This window comes from Polynucleobacter sp. 73C-SIWE, assembly GCF_018882465.1.
Lineage (GTDB): Bacteria > Pseudomonadota > Gammaproteobacteria > Burkholderiales > Burkholderiaceae > Polynucleobacter.
Genome location: NZ_JACVOK010000001.1, coordinates 372,954 through 392,967, shown reverse-complemented (window position 1 = coordinate 392,967; position 20,014 = coordinate 372,954). Strand labels below are relative to the sequence as shown.

The following is a 20,014-nucleotide window of genomic DNA, read 5'->3' as shown; positions in this document are numbered from 1 at the left end:
TTATTTTTTAAAGAGTCCGCCAATACCTTTGGCGGCTCCTTTAGCAGCCATGCTTGCCATGGTGCGTGCCATTTTCCCACCTTTGAATTGCTTCATCATGGTTTGCATTTGCTCAAACTGAGCCAGTAGTCGATTGACTTCTTGAACTTCTACACCAGCACCGGCAGCAATGCGCCGTTTGCGACTAGCTTTGAGTAGTTCAGGCTTGCTTCGTTCACGTGGCGTCATGCTATCAATAATCCCGCGCATGCGCGTAGTTTGTTTATCTGCATTACTCAGATTTGTTTTGGTGGCTGCTTGAGCAACTTGGCTTGGCAATTTATCCATCAAGCTCGCCATACCACCCATCTTTTGCATTTGCATGAGTTGATCACGGAAGTCTTTCAGATCAAATCCACCTTTAGAAATCTTTGTCGCTAATTTTTCAGCTTTAGCAACATCAACGTGTTGCTGGGCTTGTTCAACCAGCGCCAGAATATCGCCCATGCCCAAAATGCGATTGGCCATCCGTTGAGCATCGAAGGCCTCAAGGCCATCCATCTTTTCGGCGACACCAATAAACTTGAGAGGTACACCAGTAACTTGACGGACAGAAAGGGCTGCACCACCGCGGGAATCACCATCTAGCTTAGTGAGAATGACACCTGTGAGTGGTAATGCTTCATGGAAGGCCTTTGCGGTATTGACGGCATCTTGACCGAGCATGGCATCAACTACAAACAAGGTTTCGATTGGATTCAAGCTGGTATGCAACGTTTGAATTTCTTGCATGAGCGCTTCATCGATACCTAAGCGACCTGCGGTGTCGACTAACACCACATCAAAATAATGACGGCGCGCCCAATCTAAAGCTGCAAGAGCAATATCGTTTGGTTTTTGGTTAACGTTACTTGGAAAAAATTCTGCACCGACTTGCTTGCTTACAGTTTCTAGCTGTTCGATAGCAGCGGGGCGATAGACGTCACAAGAAACAGTCAGAACCTTTTTCTTTTTCTTTTCTTGTAACCATTTAGCCAATTTGCCAACGGAAGTGGTTTTACCTGCGCCCTGCAAACCCGCCATTAAAATTACTGCTGGTGGTTGGGTGGCTAAATTGAGCTCACCACTTTGATTGGTATCGCCCATCATGATCTGAGCAAGTTCGCGCTGCACTACGCCAACCAGAGCTTGGCCTGGGCTCAGACTACCAACCACTTCCTCACCAAGGGCTTTAAATTTAATTTGCTCTAGTAAAGATTTCACGACTGGCAGGGCTACGTCAGCCTCCAGTAAGGCTAGACGGATCTCCCGCAGCATTTCTGCAGTATTGGCTTCGGTTAGGCGGGCTTGTCCCCGCATTGTTTTAACAACGCGTGAAAGACGGTCGGTGAGGTTCTCTAGCATTTATCGATTAGACTTTCCAGATGGATATTTTAGGTTACTCAAGTTCGGGATGGCTCCCATCTGCGCTTTACTTAGTTCTTTTGCTTATTTTGGGCTTGAGAGCTAAGGGCAGCGTGGATTCCCCCTTGTTTGCAGGGCTTGTTCAGGCGGGTATTTTCCTGGCTTTACTAGTTCATGGTATCGAGCTTCATGACTCAGTCTTCACTGACCAGGGGTTTGTCTTTGGCTTTGCCCAGGATTTATCGCTGATTGCCTGGGTTGGCCTTGCGTTTTACTGGTTTCAATCCTGGTTCTTGCCCATCTCTAGTTTGCGTTGGATGGCTTTGCTATTTGCTTGCGCATGCACTTTGCTACCCAATCTATTCCCGGGAACTTTAATTTCGCCTAAAGCAGTCTCCGATCCTTGGTTTAAAGGACACTTCATTGTGGCAACAATTGCTGTTGGCTTACTCAGTTTGGCTGCTATGCATGCCTTGTTGATGAGCGTTCAAGATCGCGCCTTACATCGCCAATTCGCTTTTGTTCCAAACAGTCGTGCCGCCCATTGGTTAGAAGAGCTTCCTCCACTCATGACAATGGAGAGCTTGTTATTCAACTTACTGTATGTTGGCTTTGCGCTTTTAACGCTGACGGTATTTTCTGGTTTGTTATTTTCCCAGGCGTTATTTGGAAAACCTTTTATCTTTGATCACAAAACTATTTTTGCGCTGATTTCTTGGTTCTTGTTTGTTAGTTTGCTGATTGCTCGTTGGAGGGTTGGCTTACGAGGTAGAGCTGCGATTCGTTGGGTATTGAGCGCTTACACTGCTTTGCTACTCGCATATGTTGGCAGCCGTTTTGTGTTGGAAGTAATTCTTCAGAGAGTATGACCTTTGCTTAAGTGGCTTTTACTATTGGCAGGAGTGGGCCTTTTATATTTTTGGTTGAAGGGAAAAAAGCAAGCCAAATTTAATCGTGAGCAATCAGCCAGCCCCAAGGCCAATAAGCCTCAGACTCTGACAGAGCCGGAAGTAATGGTGCAATGTCAGTGTTGCAAAGTGTACCTACCAAAACCGGACGCGATCGTTTATGACGATCGGTTCTATTGCTCAAAAGAGCATCTCAATACATTGGATCAGCAGGGTTGGATTGGCGCTGCAGATTGGCGCGCGTCACCTAATAAAGATGCGCGACCAGAAAATATCAATCCTGATTTATTGGTTATTCATCACATTAGTTTGCCGCCAGGTGAATTTAGAAACCGCGCATCGAGTCAACACATCATCAATTTTTTCCAAAATACATTAGACGCAGCTGCACATCCTTATTTTGCGGAGATTAAAGATCAAAAAGTTTCAAGCCACTTTCTGATTACCCGTGCAGGAGATTTAATTCAGTTTGTTTCTACTCGAGATAGAGCCTGGCATGCTGGCGCATCCTCCTTTATGGGTAGAGAGAGATGCAATGATTTTTCTATTGGCGTTGAGTTAGAGGGCGACGGTGACACCCCATTTGAGGATGTTCAATACACATCATTAGCAAGGCTTGTTCAGAAATTGCAACAGAGTTACCCCAATTTGCAATTTGCAGGACATAGCGATATTGCTCCAGAGCGCAAAATAGACCCGGGAAAATATTTTGATTGGGAAAAGTTCCAAAAAGAGACAGGTATTTCGCCAGACAAAATACCTTATGGATTGATTTCTCGTTAGTTCAATCTATGTATGTGAGCATACGCTCACTTTTTTAGCCTTTAGTTAAAAAGGACTAAAAATTCCGCACCAAAATCACCCCTAAATTACTGGAAAAATTAGTAAAAATACTAATAAGTAATTGCCAGAAAAAGCTTACCAAATACTAAATATTTCCCTATACTTAGTGCCTAATGCGCTTCGAGACACTAGATGTAGTGTTTGAATACAGCAATACCCCATTGTTTTTTAACGATATTTTGTCCAAATAACTATATATAAGCAGGAGCAACATGACATACGCTAATCCTCAGACAGCAGGCCAGCCAAGTGGTGCCAATAACCCAGGAATGAGTCCTGTTGGAGGGATTAATCAAGCTCCTTCCGCCGGTTTTGTGGCCGGTGGCGTTGGTGGTGGCCAAGCAACGCAGTTGTCTGATTACAAAATCATTCGCCGTAATGGCTCTGTTGTTGCATTTGAGCCATCCAAGATCGCAATTGCGGTAACCAAAGCATTTTTGGCAGTCAATGGCGGCCAAGGCGCAGCTTCTGCACGCGTCCGTGAACAAGTTGAGCAATTGACACATTCTGTAGTGCGCGCTTTATTGCGTAGCCGCCCAAATGGTGGCACTTTCCATATTGAAGATATTCAAGATCAAGTTGAACTGGCTTTGATGCGCAGCGGAGAGCATAACGTTGCTCGGGCTTATGTTCTTTATCGCGAAAAACGTAATCAAGAACGTGCAGCTCAGCAAGAAGCTTCTCAAGATACACAAGTAGCAAACCAGGCTAGTGAGACTGGGATCAAGGTGACTGATGATGGTGTTGAGAAGTGGCTTGATATGGCTGCTTTACGCACTGTGATTGAGGCGGCTTGCGAAGGTTTGGGCAATCATATTGATGCCACACCAATCATCACTGAAACTATTAAGAATTTGTACGATGGTGTACCAATGGCGCAAGTCTATGACTCTGCTATCTTGGCTTCCCGTACCTTGATTGAAAAAGATCCAGCGTACAGCCAAGTAACAGCTCGCATTTTGATGCACACAATTCGTAAAGAGATTTTTGGCAAAGAAGTATTGCAAGGCGACACTCAAGCTGAGTACAGCACTTATTTTGCTAAGTACATCAACGAAGGTATCTCTGCAGAATTATTGGATCCACGCATGCGCGAGTTTGACTTACCACGCTTGGCCGCAGCCTTGAATGCAAGCCGTGATTTGCAATTCAACTACCTCGGTTTACAAACTTTGTACGACCGTTATTTCTTGCATATTGAAGAGCGTCGTATTGAAATGCCACAAGCATTCTTTATGCGCGTAGCAATGGGCTTGGCCTTGAATGAAATGGATCGGGAGCGTCGTGCAATTGAGTTCTATGAAATCCTCTCTACATTTGATTTCATGTCCAGCACACCAACCCTCTTTAATTCAGCAACAACTCGTCCACAGCTCTCTAGTTGCTACTTAACTACAGTTGATGATGACCTTGATGGCATCTATGAAGCTTTGAAAGAGAACGCATTGCTGTCTAAGTTTGCAGGTGGTCTGGGCAATGACTGGACAAACGTCCGTGCTCTGGGTAGTCATATCAAAGGCACTAACGGTAAATCACAAGGTGTTGTGCCATTCTTAAAAGTGGTTAATGACACTGCAGTTGCTGTAAACCAAGGTGGTAAGCGTAAGGGTGCAGTTTGTGCCTACTTGGAAACTTGGCACTTGGATATCGAAGAGTTCTTGGAGTTGCGTAAGAACACTGGTGACGACCGTCGTCGTACCCACGATATGAACACCTCGAACTGGATTCCTGACTTGTTCATGAAGCGCGTTATGGAAAACGGCGATTGGACTTTATTCTCCCCATCCAATACCCCTGACTTGCATGACAAGTTTGGTAAAGCGTTTGAAGAGGCTTATGTTGCTTATGAGCAAAAAGCGGATCGTGGTGAATTGAAGCCATTCCGCAGAATTCCTGCCCAACAGTTATGGCGCAAGATGCTTGGTATGTTGTTTGAAACCGGCCACCCATGGATTACTTTCAAAGATCCTTGCAATATTCGTAGCCCACAACAGCACGTTGGTGTAGTCCACTCCTCTAATTTGTGCACAGAGATCACTCTGAACACAAACGAGACCGAGATTGCTGTCTGTAACTTGGGTTCTGTGAACTTAACTGCTCACATGACTACCGATGCCAATGGCAAGATGATTTTGGATCACGAGAAGCTCCAAAAGACGGTCCGCACTGCTATGCGTATGCTTGATAACGTTATCGATATCAACTACTACGCCGTTGCTAAAGCTCGCAATTCCAATTTGAAGCACCGTCCAGTCGGTATGGGCATTATGGGCTTCCAGGATTGCCTGCATATGCAGCGTATTCCTTACGCCAGTGATGAGGCTGTGAAGTTTGCCGACTCTTCGATGGAAGCAGTTTGCTATTACGCCTACCAAGCTTCATGCGAATTGGCTGAAGAGCGTGGCGTGTACAGCACTTACAAGGGTTCTTTATGGGATCGCGGCATCCTCCCACAAGACTCAGTGGCACTTTTAGCCCAAGAGCGTGGCGGTTATGTAGAGGTAGATAACTCCTCTACTATGGATTGGAGTGGTTTGCGTGCTCGCATTAAGCAGCACGGCATGCGTAACTCTAATTGCGTCGCTATTGCACCAACAGCAACAATTTCCAACATCATTGGGGTTTCAGCCTGTATCGAGCCGACATTCCAGAACTTATTCGTGAAATCCAATCTTTCCGGCGAATTCACGGTGGTTAATGAGTACTTGGTGCGTGATTTGAAGGATCGCGGCCTCTGGGATGAAGTCATGATTGCGGATTTGAAGTACTTTGACGGTACTTTGTCTAAGATCGATCGTATTCCACAAGACTTGCGCGATTTATACGCAACTGCGTTTGAAGTTGAGCCAACCTGGTTAGTTGAAGCAGCTTCTCGTCGTCAGAAGTGGATTGACCAAGCCCAGTCATTGAATATTTATATGGGCGGCGCATCTGGTAAGAAATTGGATGACACCTATAAGTTGGCATGGTTGCGTGGCTTGAAGACTACTTATTACCTCCGCACTATGGCTGCAACACACGTTGAGAAATCAACAGTTGCTAGTGGCCAATTGAACTCAGTTTCTAGTGGCGGTGGCGTAAACGGTACAGATGCAGCCGCTGCTGCTGGTGCTAGTGGTGCAGTTGAAGCTGACGGCCCAGTTTGCACAATGCGCCCAGGCGATGCTGGCTTTGAAGAATGTGAAGCATGCCAATAAGCGATTCGCTTATTGGTCATCAATAGAAGAATTTAGGAGAAAGTTATGTTGAATTGGGAAGAGGAAGTTGCTCCAGCACTAGCGAAAGCTGGTCTTGCACCGCAGCCGGTAGCAGTGGAGCCACAACGTCCGCAGCCAGATCAAGTCGCAATGGCGCCACAAGCTGCCGCACCTGCTACAAATTTGTCTGGTGGCGCAGCTTTGCGTGTAAATGCTGCTGATAAGCGCGTGATTAATGCCAAGACTGACGTAAATCAGCTAGTACCTTTCAAGTACAAATGGGCTTGGGAGAAGTATTTGGCTGGTTGCGCAAACCATTGGATGCCACAAGAGATCAATATGAACCGCGATATCGCGCTTTGGAAAGATCCAAATGGCCTGACAGAAGACGAGCGTCGCATTATTAAGCGCAATCTTGGTTTCTTTACGACAGCGGATTCTTTAGCTGCCAACAATATTGTTTTGGGTACTTATCGCCACATTACCGCTCCAGAATGCCGCCAATACCTATTGCGCCAGGCTTTTGAAGAGGCAATTCATACCCACGCCTACCAATATATTGTGGAATCTTTGGGTCTAGATCAGTCCGAAATCTTCAACGCGTATAACGAGATTGAGTCGATTCGCGCTAAAGATGAGTTCTTGATTCCTTATATTGATGTACTTACTAACCCAAATTTCAAGACTGGCACATTAGAAGCTGATCAAACTTTGCTCCGTTCACTCATTGTTTTTGCTTGTGTGATGGAAGGTTTATTCTTTTATGTTGGTTTTACGCAAATACTTGCGATGGGTCGTCAAAACAAAATGACGGGTGCCGCAGAGCAGTATCAATACATCCTTCGCGACGAGTCAATGCACTGCAATTTTGGTATCGATTTGATTAACCAAATTAAGCTGGAGAACCCGCAGTTATGGACTTCCGCGTTCAAAGATGAGATTAAATCGATCTTCGAAAAAGCAGTCGAATTAGAGTACCGTTATGCCGAAGATACGATGCCTCGAGGAGTGCTCGGATTGAACGCTCCGATGTTCAAAGGCTACCTAAGATACATTTGTAATCGCAGATGTTTGCAAATAGGACTTGACGCGATGTTCCCAAATGAAGAGAATCCATTTCCATGGATGTCAGAAATGATTGATCTTAAGAAAGAACGAAACTTTTTTGAGACACGCGTTATTGAGTATCAAACTGGTGGTGCGCTAAGTTGGGAGTAGTTGGTAGTAAGTAAGCGCACAGCCGGTCAAATTGGAGATTAGACGGTTGGATAGTTTAAGAAGTCAGCAAAAACAGACTCAAATCCGAAAACCCTTGCTCAAGGGTGCCTGGGTTATCCTCTCTATTTTTTCCAGCACATTTAAGAAGCCGTTGTCCTTTGGGGCCACGGCTTTTTTTCCAGGATTCATTAGCGTGCAGCACTTAGCATCAAGCCGCGCGCCGATGAATGGCTCGCTCGTCAGCTCCAAAAGGTTGCAAAACCAGGCGGAATTAGATGGTCGGGTCTTCTTAATGTAGTTTGTACTAATCCTCACGTGAAGGAGTAACACACATGGCAACAAAGAAAAAACCTGCTGCAAAGAAACCAGCTGCTAAGAAAAAAGTAGCCGCTAAGAAGCCAGCTGCTAAAAAAGTAGCTAAGAAGAAGCCAGCTGCTAAGAAGCGCCCAGCTGCTAAAAAAGCTGCTGCTAAGAAGCCTGCTGCTAAGAAGCGTCCAGCTGCTAAGAAGCGTCCAGCTGCTAAGAAGCGTCCAGCTGCTAAAAAAGCCGCTGCTAAGAAGCCAGCTGCTAAGAAGCGTCCAGCTGCTAAAAAGCGCGTAGCAAAAAAAAAGTAAGTAAGCCTGCTGCGAAGAAAGCGGGCTCTGCTGTAAAAAAGCCCGCGGCTAAGAAAGCTGCATCAGCGACTAGTGCGTTGAACCCTGCCGCTGCTTGGCCCTTCCCAACTGGCACACGTCCTTAATCAGACGGGTGTTATTAGAAGGGGTCTCTAACGAGACCCCTTTTTTATTGCCTAGAATTTATCGATAGCGCTTAGTAGCTAAAGCCGAATGCTGCTTTAAATTGCTCCGCAATCTGAGTTTGGCTTAATTGGTGATTTTGTGGTCCCTGATGGGTAATTTTGATTGAGCCCATCAAACTTGCCAGGCGACCAGTAGTCTCCCAGTCCATGCCTCTTTCTAGTCCAAAAATTAAGCCACCGCGGAATGCGTCCCCACATCCAGTTGGATCTATTACTTTTGCCGCAGGTACTGGCGGAATAGAAATACATTTACCAGCGGAGTAAATGTCCGCACCTTCAGCACCCTTGGTAACAATCAATGCTTTTACCCGTTCAGCCACTTTACCCAGACTCAGTCCGGTTCTTTGAGAAAGCATTTCGCCTTCATAGTCATTAACCGCGAGGTAGCTGGCAATATCAACCAACTCAAGAAGTTCTGGCCCATTAAACATGGGTAAGCCTTGGCCTGGATCAAAAATAAAAGGGATATTGGCTTCTGCTAGTTGATGGCAGTGCTCCCACATCCCCTGACGACCATCTGGGGCAACGATTCCGAATTTAGCTGCACCTTTAGTATTTTTGCTGCGCTCAGCTATTACTGCGGATACTTTGTTTAAGTGGGATTCACCCATGGCGCCCGGATGAAAAGCGGTAATTTGATTATTGGCTTGATCGGTTGTGATCATCGCTTGGGCTGTGAAAGACTGGTCAATTTGACGAATGTGGCTAGCATCAATCTGCAGCTGCTCAAGACGCTTCATGTAGGGGGTAGCATCGCCGCCAACAGTTGCCATGATGATGGGATCGCCACCTAAAAGCTTCAGGTTGTATGCAATATTGCCTGCGCAACCACCAAATTCTCGGCGCATCGTTGGGACTAAGAAGGCCACATTCAGGATATGAATCTGCTCAGGCAGGATTTGGTCGGCAAATTTGCCTTCAAAGTTCATGATGGTGTCGTAGGCAATAGAGCCACAGATCAAGCTAGCCATAAGTTACTTTCTGTAATGGGGTAAATATGAATTAGGATCAAGAATAAAGAAAAATGAGATAGGCATTAGGGGTAAACAACTCTTACTCGATAGCCTGCAGCATTCTGCGGCAATTGAATTGCTAATGAAGTTTGTATTTGCTCCCCTGAGGCGATACCTATGCGCAAAAAATCAGGATGAGACTCTTGCCAAGCAGTAGGTAACCATTCTTTTGGTGAGAATTGGAGAGATTTGATCTCAGCCTCTTCTGCATCGGTGAGGGAAATTTCTAAATTTGGGGCTAAAACAGAGAGTGCAAGACGATTTTGTATTTCAACTTGCAGTATTGATTGATTTGCGCCGCTTTTAAGGCCCTCTCGTGCGTTTTCAGGTGATAAGGCGGCTGAAGTTATTTTCCACGCAGCAAAATCGCTTACAGGGCGGTTTACGCAGCCTAGCGCGCGACAAATTTTTTCATCAAAGTTCTGCAAAACAGTAAATGAATTTACTAAAAAAGCATTTGATGTGCCATCAACCCGAGGTGCTAATGCGGGAAGCAAAGAATTTCTTGCCAGATGCTCACCAAATACCAGCAGCAGAACAAAAAAGCAGCCTAGTAGAGCTAACTTAACTCTTTTTTTTTGCGCAGGCGTATCTAAAAGAGTGGTCTTGCTGACGTCCTTATCTTTTGATAGGGTTCCGTGCAAGCAAACCCATCCATCATTTTCTTTCCAGACAGAGAGTTTGAGCCATTGACTATAGGTGGCAATCACTTCGTCCGCTTGGCGTGCAAGTACTCCAGACAGAACAATTTGTCCGCCTGAACGCATTTTGTTAACCAATGCTGGAGCCAATACTTGTAGCGGGTTAGCCAAGATATTGGCCATCACAATGTCGTATTTAGTTTCTGCGGCAAGTTCTGGCGCATCTTCATTAGGCAAAACAAACTGAATGACGGTGTTATTGATTTGTGCATTGCTACGTGCTGCAACCATCGCTTGAGGGTCGATATCGGTTCCTACAACCGGATTGCAACCAAGTTTTGCAGCGGCAATGGCAAGAATGCCCGAGCCGCAACCGTAATCGAGCAAACTTTGCTTATTTAGATTGCCATGTTCTTCGAGCCATAACAAACACAAATGGGTAGTGGGGTGACTACCAGTACCAAAAGCTAAACCTGGATCAACAGCCAAGCAGATTGCATTTGGATCGGTGGGAGCGTCATGCCAAGAGGGTACAACCCAAATTCGTTTACCAATGGGAATAGGAGCAAATTGGCTTTGGGTAAGTCTGACCCAATCCTGTTCTTCAACGATTTTTTCCTGGGGAGCTGATAACTTAAAGCCAGCCTCTTTTAGGGAGGCAAGTAATTCAGGGATAAAGTTTGCACTAGCTGAAGCATCAATATCGGGATTAAAGAGGGCGGTTACCGAGGATCTATCCCAGGCCTGTACTTCGGGGGATAGACCAGGCTCTCCGTAGAGCGGGTTCTCATCGTATCCACCAGCCGCATCATCTTCTACCGTGACAGATAGCGCGCCTAATTCCAGTAGCGCATCACCTAATGGTTCTGCTGTTTCAGCAACTACCGTGAAGACTAGTTCACGATAAGACATAAGGCACTCGCATTAATTAAGGTTTTCCGCGACTTGCGGCTTGCTCTTCTAGGCGATGCTCCAGATAGTGAATGCTAGTGCCACCTTCCATGAAGTTGGGATCTAGCATTAATTCACGGTGCAAGGGTACGTTGGTAGTAATGCCATCAATCACCATCTCCGATAGGGCAATTTGCATACGGCGGATCGCTTGTTCGCGAGTATTGCCATAAGAAATTAATTTCCCAATCATGGAATCATAGTTAGAAGGAACTACATAACCGCTATAGGCATGAGAGTCGACACGAATTCCGGGACCACCTGGCATGTGGAATGAGCCAATTTTCCCAGGACTTGGTGTGAACTTGAAAGGATCTTCAGCATTCAGACGGCATTCAATGGCATGGCCACGGAACACAATATCTTTTTGACGGTAGGATAATTTGAGACCAGATGCAATTCGAATCTGCTCTTGAACGATATCTACGCCAGTAATCATTTCAGTCACTGGATGTTCAACTTGAACGCGGGTATTCATCTCAATAAAGAAGAATTCATTGTTTTCGTAGAGGAACTCAAACGTACCTGCACCGCGGTAACCAATTTTTCGGCAGGCTTCTGCGCAGCGCTCACCAATTTTGGCGATCAAGCGACGATCAATACCGGGTGCTGGAGCTTCCTCAATCACTTTTTGATGGCGGCGTTGCATGGAGCAATCACGTTCGCCAAGCCAAATCGCATTGCCATGCGTATCAGCCAGAATTTGAATCTCAACGTGGCGAGGTTTTTCTAAAAACTTCTCCATGTACACCTCTGGATTGCCAAAGGCGCGACCAGCCTCTTCCTTTGTCATATTGACAGCATTAATCAGCGCTGCCTCAGTATGAACAACCCGCATGCCTCGTCCACCACCACCACCAGCAGCTTTAATGATAACTGGGTAACCTACTTTTTTTGCAGTGGCAATAATTTCTTTTGGGTTATCGGGTAAGGCACCTTCAGATCCAGGGACACACGGAACACCGGCTTTAATCATGGCGCGTTTTGCCGATACTTTGTCACCCATGAGGCGAATCGATGCTGCAGTTGGTCCTATGAAGGCAAAGCCAGATTTCTCAACGCGTTCGGCAAAGTCAGCGTTCTCAGAAAGAAAGCCGTAACCGGGGTGAATGGCTTCGGCATCAGTTACTTCAGCCGCAGAGATAATTGCAGGCATGTTGAGATAGCTTAGCGGGGAAGGTGCTGGACCAATGCAGACGGCTTCATCGGCTAGCTTCACATACTTTGCTTCTTTGTCTGCAGTGGAATACACCACGACAGTTTTAATTCCCAACTCGCGGCATGCGCGTTGGATACGGAGAGCAATTTCTCCCCGATTGGCGATCAGAATCTTATCGAACATGTCGGCTCTAAGTTAGGTAGTAATGGATTAGAGGGCTTAATGAATTAAGCGATGATGAACAGTGGCTGATCAAATTCAACACCTTGACCGTTTTCACAAAGAATCTCTTTCACTACACCAGCATGCTCTGACTCAATCTCATTGAGCAATTTCATCGCTTCGATGATGCAAAGTGTTTGACCTACTTTGACAGTATCACCAATGTTGACGAAGTTTGGAGACTCTGGATTTGGAGCGCGGTAGAAAGTGCCTACCATTGGGGAGCGAGCAACAAAACCAGTTTCGGCAGCAGGAACTTCTGCTACTGGCGCTACTGGTGCAGGGGCAGCTGGAGGAGCAGCTTGCACGGCTGGAGCAGGCGCAGGATTTGCATAAACGACTTGTCCAGTAGGGATCGCAGAGCCAGAGTTCACGATACGTACACGGTCTTCACCTTCGTTAACCTCTAACTCTGAAATGCCTGATTCAGAAACTAGGTCGATTAAGGTTTTTAGTTTTCTCAGATCCATGCGAGTGCTTCCTCTCTTGTAATTCTTTAAATAGATTTATTTGTTTAAGCGGGCAACTGCTGCCTGCAGGGCTAATTCATAACCAATCGCACCTAGGCCACAAATCACCCCGGTTGCAATGTCAGATAGGTATGAGTGTTTGCGGAATTCTTCTCGCTGATGAATATTGGATAAATGGATTTCCACAAAAGGGATGGCAACCCCAGCCAAAACATCACGCAAAGCTACGCTAGTGTGGGTAAATGCACCTGGATTAATGATGATGAAATCAACCCCTTCTAGTTTGGCCTTTTGAATGCGGTCGATTAGCTCGCCCTCATGATTGCTTTGGTAAGTGCTCAGCTCTACCGCTTGGGCTTTAGCCAGATCTTCTAGCCTCTGATGAATATCTGCCAGGGTAGTTTTCCCATAAACCTCTGGTTCACGTGTACCTAGCAGGTTGAGATTTGGACCCTGAATTACGAGAATTGAAGCTTTTTTCGACATAGATCCCTGTTTTTAAAGGCAGTTAGATGTTAATTGCTTCACATGCTATATCAGCAGTATACCCGCTCAAAATAGTGAAAAAGGGAATTTTGAGGATTCTTGAGCCAAGTTTTTTGGAAGAAATGAGGCTTATTGCCTCATTTTTGTGCATTAAGGGGGAATGTCAGCATCTTCAAAAATTAATAAAATTACTTATAAAGCAGCTTTAATGGCCTTTCTGAGCTCATCTTCGCTTATCTTCCCTAATTTTGTGTAAGTTGATTTACCTTTAGCATCAATAATGACCGTATAAGGCAGGGCACCTTGGGTATTGCCCATTTGCTTGGATAGATTACTTCCTTCAAGTCCGCCAATGAGGATTAGATATGAAACAGGGGTGCTTTTCAGAAATTCACGAATATTAGATGGAGAATCGATACCGATACCGACAAATAAGACATTTTGTTGCAAGTACTCTTGTGAAAGCAGGTCTAAAGTCGGCATTTCTTCCACGCATGGAGGGCACCAAGAGGCCCAAAAGTTCACCACTAGGACTTTTCCTTGCCATTCGGCTGAATTGACAGGTTTTCCATCTGGAGTTTGCCAAGGATTGGCAAAAAAGGCTTTTACTGAAGGATCACTAGCTAGGCCGGTTTTGGAAATCCATTGTGAAGTAAAGACGCCACCGAGCAAGGCAATGAGGCTAATTCCGCAGATGGTGAGTAATTGTCTTCGGTTCATTGCAACTCCTTCGCTAAAATTCGTAGATGCATATACATATCTTGGGCATCTGCGGTACTTTCATGGGCGGCATTGCCGCAATTGCTCGGCAAGCCGGGCATCGTGTAACTGGTTGTGATGCTAACGTGTATCCACCAATGAGTATTCAACTCGAGGCTCAAGGCATCGAATTGATTGAAGGATTTTCACCGGATCAATTATTGCAGTTTGAGACGATGCCTGATTTATTTGTGATCGGCAATGTAGTTTCTCGCGGTAATCCCCTAATGGAAGCCATCCTTAACCAGGGACTCCCTTATATATCTGGTCCCCAGTGGCTCGGCGAACAAGTTTTATATGGCAGACATGTTTTAGCGGTGGCTGGTACACATGGCAAGACAACTACATCCGCTATGCTTACTTGGATCCTTGAATTTAATGGCTACAAGCCGGGATATTTAATTGGTGGAGTGCCGCTCAATTTCACAGTCTCTGCACGTCTGGGCGAGAGTAAATACTTTGTGATCGAGGCTGATGAATATGACACAGCTTTCTTTGATAAGCGAAGTAAGTTTGTTCACTACAGACCGCGCACCGCTTTATTAAATAATTTGGAGTTTGATCATGCGGATATCTTTGCTGATCTAGCCGCCATTGAAACCCAGTTTCACCATTTGGTTCGTACCGTTCCTGGCGATGGGTTACTGGTGGTGAATGGCGAAGAGCCAGCACTCGCAAATGTAATTACCAGAGGCGCCTGGGCACCAGTAGAGCATTTTGGTCATGAGTCTAGCAACGAGTGGTCATTCATTTCTCAAGATGGTGATGGATTTATTGTGTGTCAGTCCGGCAAAGAAGTCGCCAAAGTAACTTGGGCTATGGACTCTGGGGTGATGGGTCGACACAATCAACTCAATGCATTAGCAGCCATTGCATCAGCTAATCACATCGGTATTTCACCAGCAGATTCTGCACGCGCTTTAGCCGAATTTAAAAATGTCAAACGACGTCTTGAAACAATTGGTGTTGCAAATGACATTACTGTCTATGACGATTTTGCACATCATCCAACCGCTATTACAACCACGGTAGATGGTTTACGCCGTCGCGTTGGCAAAGCGCGCATTCTGGCAGTATTGGAGCCTCGTTCCAATACGATGAAGCTGGGTGTCATGAAGGCTCAGCTTCCTGGTAGCCTAAGTCAAGCCGATGTCGTTTTTGCTTATGGTGCCAATACGGGTAAAGAGTCTCTAGGCTGGGATTTGGCGGAGGTTTTATCTCCACTCAACGCAAAAGAGCAAGGTAAGGCGCAAGCTTTTGATGATCTGGATGCCTTAGTCAATGCAGTTGCAAAAGAAGCAAGACCTGGCGATCATATTTTGGTTATGAGTAACGGTGGATTTGGCGGAGTGCATCAAAAATTATTAAAAGCGATTACTGTTTAACAGGCGCGATCAGGATCAATCTAAATACAGAGAGTAAATCATGGGTAATAGATTAAAAGATAAGGTAGCAATCATCACGGGCGCCGCAAAAGGGATTGGCTTTGCTACTGCCCAACGCTTTGCCCAGGAGGGCGCAATTGTGATCATTGCTGATATGAATCTAGAGTCTGTAAAAGGGGCTGCTGCACAAATTCCGAATGCAGAAGCATATGCCATGAATGTGACCGATCGCGCTAGTATTCAGGCAGTTGTGGATCAAGTGATGCAAAAGCATGGCCATATCGATATCTTGATTAATAACGCCGGTATTACACAAGATGCCCGTTTAGTGAAGATGACAGAGGCTCAGTTTGATACGGTGATTGATGTCAATTTGAAAGGCGTATTTAACTGCACGCAGTTAATTGTTCCGCATATGTTAGAAGCTAAGTCTGGTGCAATTGTGAATGCCTCCAGTGTTGTTGGTCTGTACGGTAACTTTGGCCAGACCAATTACTCTGCGACTAAGTTTGGCGTCATTGGCTTTACCAAGACTTGGGCGCGTGAGCTTGGGCCTAAAGGTATTCGTGTAAATGCGGTATGCCCCGGATTTATTGCAACCGAGATGGTGAAAGCAATGCCCGAAAATATTTTGCAAGATATTGAGAGGCGGAGTTGGCTTGGGCGCCTTGGCACCCCAGAAGAAATGGCTAATGTGTATCTATTCTTAGCTAGTGATGAGGCTAGTTATATCAATGGCGTTGCTTTAGAGGCTAGCGGCGGAATCTCTCTCTAAGCATGAATCTTTTATATGAAGAAGGTGGCGATATCAAGATTGCCACAGTGCAGTCTGGATCAGGCTCGGGTGACGCTGAGTCTTGGCAGGCGACTAGTCTTTCTGGAAAAAAGATCAAGCTCAAAGCTAAAGAAGTTTGGTTGCGCTTTGACAAGCCGCAAGCTCAAGCTGTAATGGATGAGGCTACTGCTCTATCCAAAGACATCGATTTGCAATTGCTGTGGGATTGCGCTCCTGAAGAAGAGTTTGGTCTAGTCGATGTTTCTCATGAGTACTTTGGTGCGCAAGCGACTATTCCACAGCAAGTTTCCTTGGGGATTGCTTTGCAAGGAGCCCCAGTATTTTTCCGTCGTAAGGGCCGCGGTCGTTTTCAGAGGGCGCCACTGGAACAATTACAGGCGGGTTTAGCTGCGCTTGAGCGTAAACAAAAAGAGCTCGAACAGCAGTCCGCATGGCAACAAGAATTGGTTGCTGGTGCTTTCCCGGAAGCACTCAAATCATCTGCTCAGCAGTTATTGTTTTCACCCGATAAAAATACTAATGCCTATAAAGCTTTAATGGCTGCGTGCACTGAGACCGGGGAGTCTCCTGCGCAGTTAATGATTCGGTGTGGCGCAATTGATTCACCTCTGGCGTATCACCAAGGAATGTTTCTCAAGGCACATTTCCCAAATGGTGCGACACATAGTCAAAGTGTTGGGGTTGATCAAGCTGCCTATACCGCTGCCATTGCAGAGTTACCGCTTGCGGACGTAAAAGCCTTCTCAATTGATGACGCAGGTACAACGGAGATAGACGACGCTTTATCGGTGACAGATTTAGAGGGCGGTGGTCATCGCATTGGTATTCATATTGCTGCTCCTGGTTTAGCGATCGCTAAAGATGATCCTTTGGATCAAGTAGCGCGTGCTCGCATGTCTACCGTGTATTTCCCCGGCGACAAAATCACTATGTTGCCGGACTCAGTCATTGAGCAATTTTCTTTGGATGAGGGTGCGCCTAGGCCAGCCTTGTCGATCTATGTGGATATTGATGACGAGGGGCTTGTAAATAGAGATTCCTTGCAAATGCGCGCCGAGATGGTGCCCATGGCAGCCAATTTGCGCTTAGAGGAGATTGAGCATCTCGTCAGCGAAGAGAGTTTGCAGGATGAGGATGCCAATTATTCTTATCGTCAAGAGCTCGCGATTTTATGGAAGGCTGCTAAGCATCTTCATGCAGCGCGTCAAGAAAAAAGAGTTGCTAATGGCCTTCGCGCCGAACAGTTAGGCCTTATTGATCCTAATGCTTTAGCGAGGGATTTTCATTTCCAGATTCAGGATGTCAATGGAGTACAGCGTGTTGAGATTGTTCCGCGTCAGCGTGGTTCTATTCTCGATACGATTGTTGCTGAGTGGATGATTTTCTGTAATAGCGCTTCTGGTCAGCTCCTGGCTGATCATGGTTTGCCTGGTTTATTCAGAACGCAGAAGGGTTGGGGTCCATTGCGCACTCGGATGCAAACAACCCCGGGCCCACATGAAGGCTTGGGTTTAGATTTCTACGCATGGTGTACCTCACCACTGCGCCGCTACTCTGATTTAGTAAACCAATGGCAACTGATTGCCTTGGCTAAGCATGGTGTGACCGCAAAGATGGTGGCGCCATTTCCGCCTCGTGATGCCGCTTTAATGGGTATTGCAGCCGACTTTGAATCTTCCTATCAAACCTATGGTGAATACCAGGACAGATTAGAAAAATACTGGTGTCTGCGTTGGGCTACTCAAGATGGTGAGTCAAAGAATGTACAGGTGCGTCATTTAAAAGAAGGCATGTCTCGACTCGAGTTGGTACCGCTGCATCTCCCGATTCCAGAATTAGCAAGCCATCCACGCATGACTCGTGCTGAAGTGGTTTTAACGGATGTCGATTTATTGCAATTAAGTGTCGCTGTCAGAGTATTGGAAATTGAAGCCAAGCTTGAGGCGCCTGAGCCTAGTGCAGATGAAGATGGTAGTACAGCCTAAATTGAACAAAGCGGTGCTTTACCTTCAGACTGCTTGGCGCCACCACCCTTTTCGTTTGGCACTTTGTGTTTCGTTGCTTATCCATATAATTTTTTTATCGGTACGCTGGGGTTTTGGGGAGATTGAGAATCGTCGCCTGAACACCCCCTTAAGTGTCGTCTTGGTCAATGCCAGCAATAAATCCCCACCTAAAGAGGCTAATAAATTAGCGCAAGCAGATTTACAGGGCGGTGGCAAAACAAGCAATCAAGATGCAACTGCATTACACCGTGCTCGCTTAGGAGCAGAGGCTCGTCTTGAGGTTTTAGAAAAGCAGCAAAAGCAAATGTTGGCAAAGTTAGATGAGCAGCGGACTCGTTCAGGTGGACGCAAGAGTGGGGATGATCAGAAAATGACGCCTCAGCTCAATTCACTTGAAGCTGAGTTAGCCAAGCGTTTGCAGGCTGATGGTCGTGAACCACGCCGTAAAGTCTTAACCGGTACTAGTGCCAAAGCGGTGACATTTGCACATTACTACGATGCGATGCGTCAAAAAATTGAGGCTTATGGGAGTGCATTTTTTCCTCGCGCCAATGGCCGTCCTTTGTATGGCAGCCTAGTGATTGTGGTCAGCGTGGATGCTCAGGGACGAATTACTACGAATGCTCAGGGTAAGGATGGCTTATCGATCGGTCGCAGTTCAGGCAATCCAGAATTGGATCGTCAAGCGATCGCAATCGTGCGCGCCTCTGCACCCTTTGGGCCTTTTCCCTCGGAAATGCGCAATCAGATCGATGTACTGGATTGGATTTCTACGTTTGAGTTCACGCGGGATGGCGCTGATCGCCTAGAGTTGCGCCATTAATTTTGAAAAATAGTTCGTAAATTCGCTTATTCTGTAGTCATCATGAATTCATCCAACTCAGCCGATCTGCATACTGATCCCAGTGTATTTTCTGGGGTGGATGTTTACGCTGTTGCTGGTAATCCAATCGCCCATAGTAAGTCGCCTATTATTCATCAACGCTTTGCAGAGCAAGCTAAGCAAAAAATGCACTATGGCCGCTTACAACCTGATATCAATGCATTTGTAATAGCGGCAAAAGCTTTCTTCGCTGCGGGTGGCAAAGGGATGAATGTCACCGTACCGTTTAAATTAGATGCACAAGCGTTTGCTGATGTATTGAGTGCGCGTGCTCAGTTGGCAGGAGCCGTTAATACACTATGGATAAAAGACGGCAAGATTTATGGTGACAATACTGATGGTGCAGGCCTGGTGCGTGATTTATTGGCCCAAGGAATTTCGATTGCGCAATCCAGAATTTTGCTCTTAGGATCTGGCGGCGCAGCCCGCGGCGTGATTGGGCCTTTACTAGAGCAATCTCCCAAGTGTTTGGTGATTGCTAATCGATCAAGCTCAAAAGCCGAAGAGCTGGTGAAGTTATTTGCCGACCTTGCGGCTACAAAAGAAGTGGCGCTGGAGTCTAGAGCGTTGGCGCAGCTCGAAGATGCTGCAAGAACTCCATATGCATTTGATTTAGTGATTAATGCAACGGCTGCTGGGTTAGTTGACGAATCTCCATTGACTCTCACTGCTGCAGCTAATATTTTTGTGCCGAGTTCATTTGCATACGATATGGTTTACGGAAAATCTACCGCCTTTATGCAGCAGGCCTTGCAAAAGGGTGCCCGCGTGAGCGATGGCTTAGGCATGTTGGTAGAACAGGCTGCTGATGCTTTCTTATTGTGGCGAGGTCAAGCTTTAGCCACAGCGATTGATCCCCGCGCAGTATTGGCTAAACTCCGTAGTTAACTTGCCT

Annotated in this window: 17 protein-coding genes and 1 pseudogene; 10 read left to right on the top strand and 8 right to left on the bottom strand. The window is 46.2% G+C overall.

Annotated features, from left to right (window positions below; translation table 11 throughout):
* Positions 1 to 1,383: a signal recognition particle protein gene (gene ffh / locus ICN17_RS02015; protein WP_216235962.1), complete on the bottom strand. Its 1,383-nt coding sequence runs from the start codon at positions 1,381 to 1,383 to the stop codon at positions 1 to 3.
* Between the two features lie 20 nt (positions 1,384 to 1,403).
* Here ffh and ICN17_RS02010 point away from each other — a divergent pair, with 20 nt between their 5' ends.
* The 5 genes from ICN17_RS02010 to ICN17_RS01990 all read left to right on the top strand — a co-directional run bounded on the left by ICN17_RS02010 (position 1,404) and on the right by ICN17_RS01990 (position 8,163).
* A complete protein-coding gene (locus ICN17_RS02010) occupies positions 1,404 to 2,252 on the top strand; it encodes an inner membrane protein YpjD (RefSeq protein ID WP_216235961.1) in 849 nt (282 codons plus the stop codon).
* 3 nt (positions 2,253 to 2,255) lie between these two features.
* Positions 2,256 to 3,074, top strand: a complete 819-nt coding sequence (gene ampD, locus ICN17_RS02005; protein WP_370625934.1) for a 1,6-anhydro-N-acetylmuramyl-L-alanine amidase AmpD — start codon at positions 2,256 to 2,258, stop codon at positions 3,072 to 3,074.
* A 329-nt stretch (positions 3,075 to 3,403) separates the two neighbouring features.
* On the top strand, positions 3,404 to 6,331 hold the full coding sequence (locus ICN17_RS02000) for a ribonucleoside-diphosphate reductase subunit alpha (RefSeq protein WP_370625955.1): 2,928 nt from the start codon (positions 3,404 to 3,406) through the stop codon (positions 6,329 to 6,331).
* A 45-nt stretch (positions 6,332 to 6,376) separates the two neighbouring features.
* Positions 6,377 to 7,549 carry a ribonucleotide-diphosphate reductase subunit beta gene (locus ICN17_RS01995; protein WP_216235959.1) on the top strand — a complete coding sequence of 391 codons (1,173 nt, stop codon included), beginning with the start codon at positions 6,377 to 6,379 and terminating at the stop codon, positions 7,547 to 7,549.
* Between the two features lie 332 nt (positions 7,550 to 7,881).
* Positions 7,882 to 8,163 (top strand): hypothetical protein, encoded by a 282-nt coding sequence (locus tag ICN17_RS01990; protein WP_370625933.1) that lies wholly within the window; start codon positions 7,882 to 7,884, stop codon positions 8,161 to 8,163.
* A 196-nt stretch (positions 8,164 to 8,359) separates the two neighbouring features.
* On the opposite strand, the gene ICN17_RS01985 is transcribed toward ICN17_RS01990, so the two are convergent.
* The 7 genes and pseudogenes from ICN17_RS01985 to ICN17_RS01960 all read right to left on the bottom strand — a co-directional run bounded on the left by ICN17_RS01985 (position 8,360) and on the right by ICN17_RS01960 (position 14,010).
* The gene (locus ICN17_RS01985) at positions 8,360 to 9,319 is read right to left on the bottom strand and encodes a carbohydrate kinase family protein (protein WP_216235958.1); all 960 of its coding nucleotides are present in this window, start codon (positions 9,317 to 9,319) and stop codon (positions 8,360 to 8,362) included.
* A 65-nt stretch (positions 9,320 to 9,384) separates the two neighbouring features.
* Positions 9,385 to 10,005, bottom strand: a complete 621-nt coding sequence (locus tag ICN17_RS10350) for a DUF3426 domain-containing protein (RefSeq protein ID WP_255538318.1) — start codon at positions 10,003 to 10,005, stop codon at positions 9,385 to 9,387.
* Positions 9,994 to 10,914: pseudogene (gene prmA / locus ICN17_RS10345) on the bottom strand (50S ribosomal protein L11 methyltransferase); the annotation flags it as partial. The pseudogene prmA and the gene ICN17_RS10350, both read right to left, overlap by 12 nt.
* A 16-nt stretch (positions 10,915 to 10,930) precedes the next feature.
* Complete coding sequence (accC, locus tag ICN17_RS01975) at positions 10,931 to 12,295, bottom strand: acetyl-CoA carboxylase biotin carboxylase subunit (protein ID WP_216235956.1); 1,365 nt, start codon at positions 12,293 to 12,295, stop codon at positions 10,931 to 10,933.
* A gap of 44 nt (positions 12,296 to 12,339) precedes the next feature.
* The gene (accB, locus tag ICN17_RS01970; RefSeq protein WP_216235955.1) at positions 12,340 to 12,804 is read right to left on the bottom strand and encodes an acetyl-CoA carboxylase biotin carboxyl carrier protein; all 465 of its coding nucleotides are present in this window, start codon (positions 12,802 to 12,804) and stop codon (positions 12,340 to 12,342) included.
* Between the two features lie 36 nt (positions 12,805 to 12,840).
* Positions 12,841 to 13,290: a type II 3-dehydroquinate dehydratase gene (gene aroQ, locus ICN17_RS01965; protein ID WP_216235954.1), complete on the bottom strand. Its 450-nt coding sequence runs from the start codon at positions 13,288 to 13,290 to the stop codon at positions 12,841 to 12,843.
* 192 nt (positions 13,291 to 13,482) lie between these two features.
* The gene (locus ICN17_RS01960) at positions 13,483 to 14,010 is read right to left on the bottom strand and encodes a TlpA disulfide reductase family protein (RefSeq protein WP_216235953.1); all 528 of its coding nucleotides are present in this window, start codon (positions 14,008 to 14,010) and stop codon (positions 13,483 to 13,485) included.
* Positions 14,011 to 14,036: 26 nt separating this feature from the next.
* On the opposite strand from ICN17_RS01960, the gene mpl reads away from it, so the two are divergent.
* From mpl to aroE, 5 genes are all read left to right on the top strand, one after another.
* Positions 14,037 to 15,434, top strand: a complete 1,398-nt coding sequence (gene mpl / locus ICN17_RS01955) for a UDP-N-acetylmuramate:L-alanyl-gamma-D-glutamyl-meso-diaminopimelate ligase (protein WP_216235952.1) — start codon at positions 14,037 to 14,039, stop codon at positions 15,432 to 15,434.
* A 40-nt stretch (positions 15,435 to 15,474) separates the two neighbouring features.
* Positions 15,475 to 16,209 carry a 3-oxoacyl-ACP reductase FabG gene (gene fabG, locus ICN17_RS01950; protein WP_216235951.1) on the top strand — a complete coding sequence of 245 codons (735 nt, stop codon included), beginning with the start codon at positions 15,475 to 15,477 and terminating at the stop codon, positions 16,207 to 16,209.
* Between the two features lie 2 nt (positions 16,210 to 16,211).
* Positions 16,212 to 18,215, top strand: a complete 2,004-nt coding sequence (locus ICN17_RS01945; RefSeq protein ID WP_216235950.1) for a ribonuclease catalytic domain-containing protein — start codon at positions 16,212 to 16,214, stop codon at positions 18,213 to 18,215.
* Positions 18,216 to 18,288: 73 nt separating this feature from the next.
* Positions 18,289 to 19,059: an energy transducer TonB gene (locus ICN17_RS01940; RefSeq protein ID WP_255538240.1), complete on the top strand. Its 771-nt coding sequence runs from the start codon at positions 18,289 to 18,291 to the stop codon at positions 19,057 to 19,059.
* Between the two features lie 42 nt (positions 19,060 to 19,101).
* Positions 19,102 to 20,007: a shikimate dehydrogenase gene (aroE, locus tag ICN17_RS01935; RefSeq protein ID WP_216235948.1), complete on the top strand. Its 906-nt coding sequence runs from the start codon at positions 19,102 to 19,104 to the stop codon at positions 20,005 to 20,007.
* Positions 20,008 to 20,014: the final 7 nt, after the last annotated feature.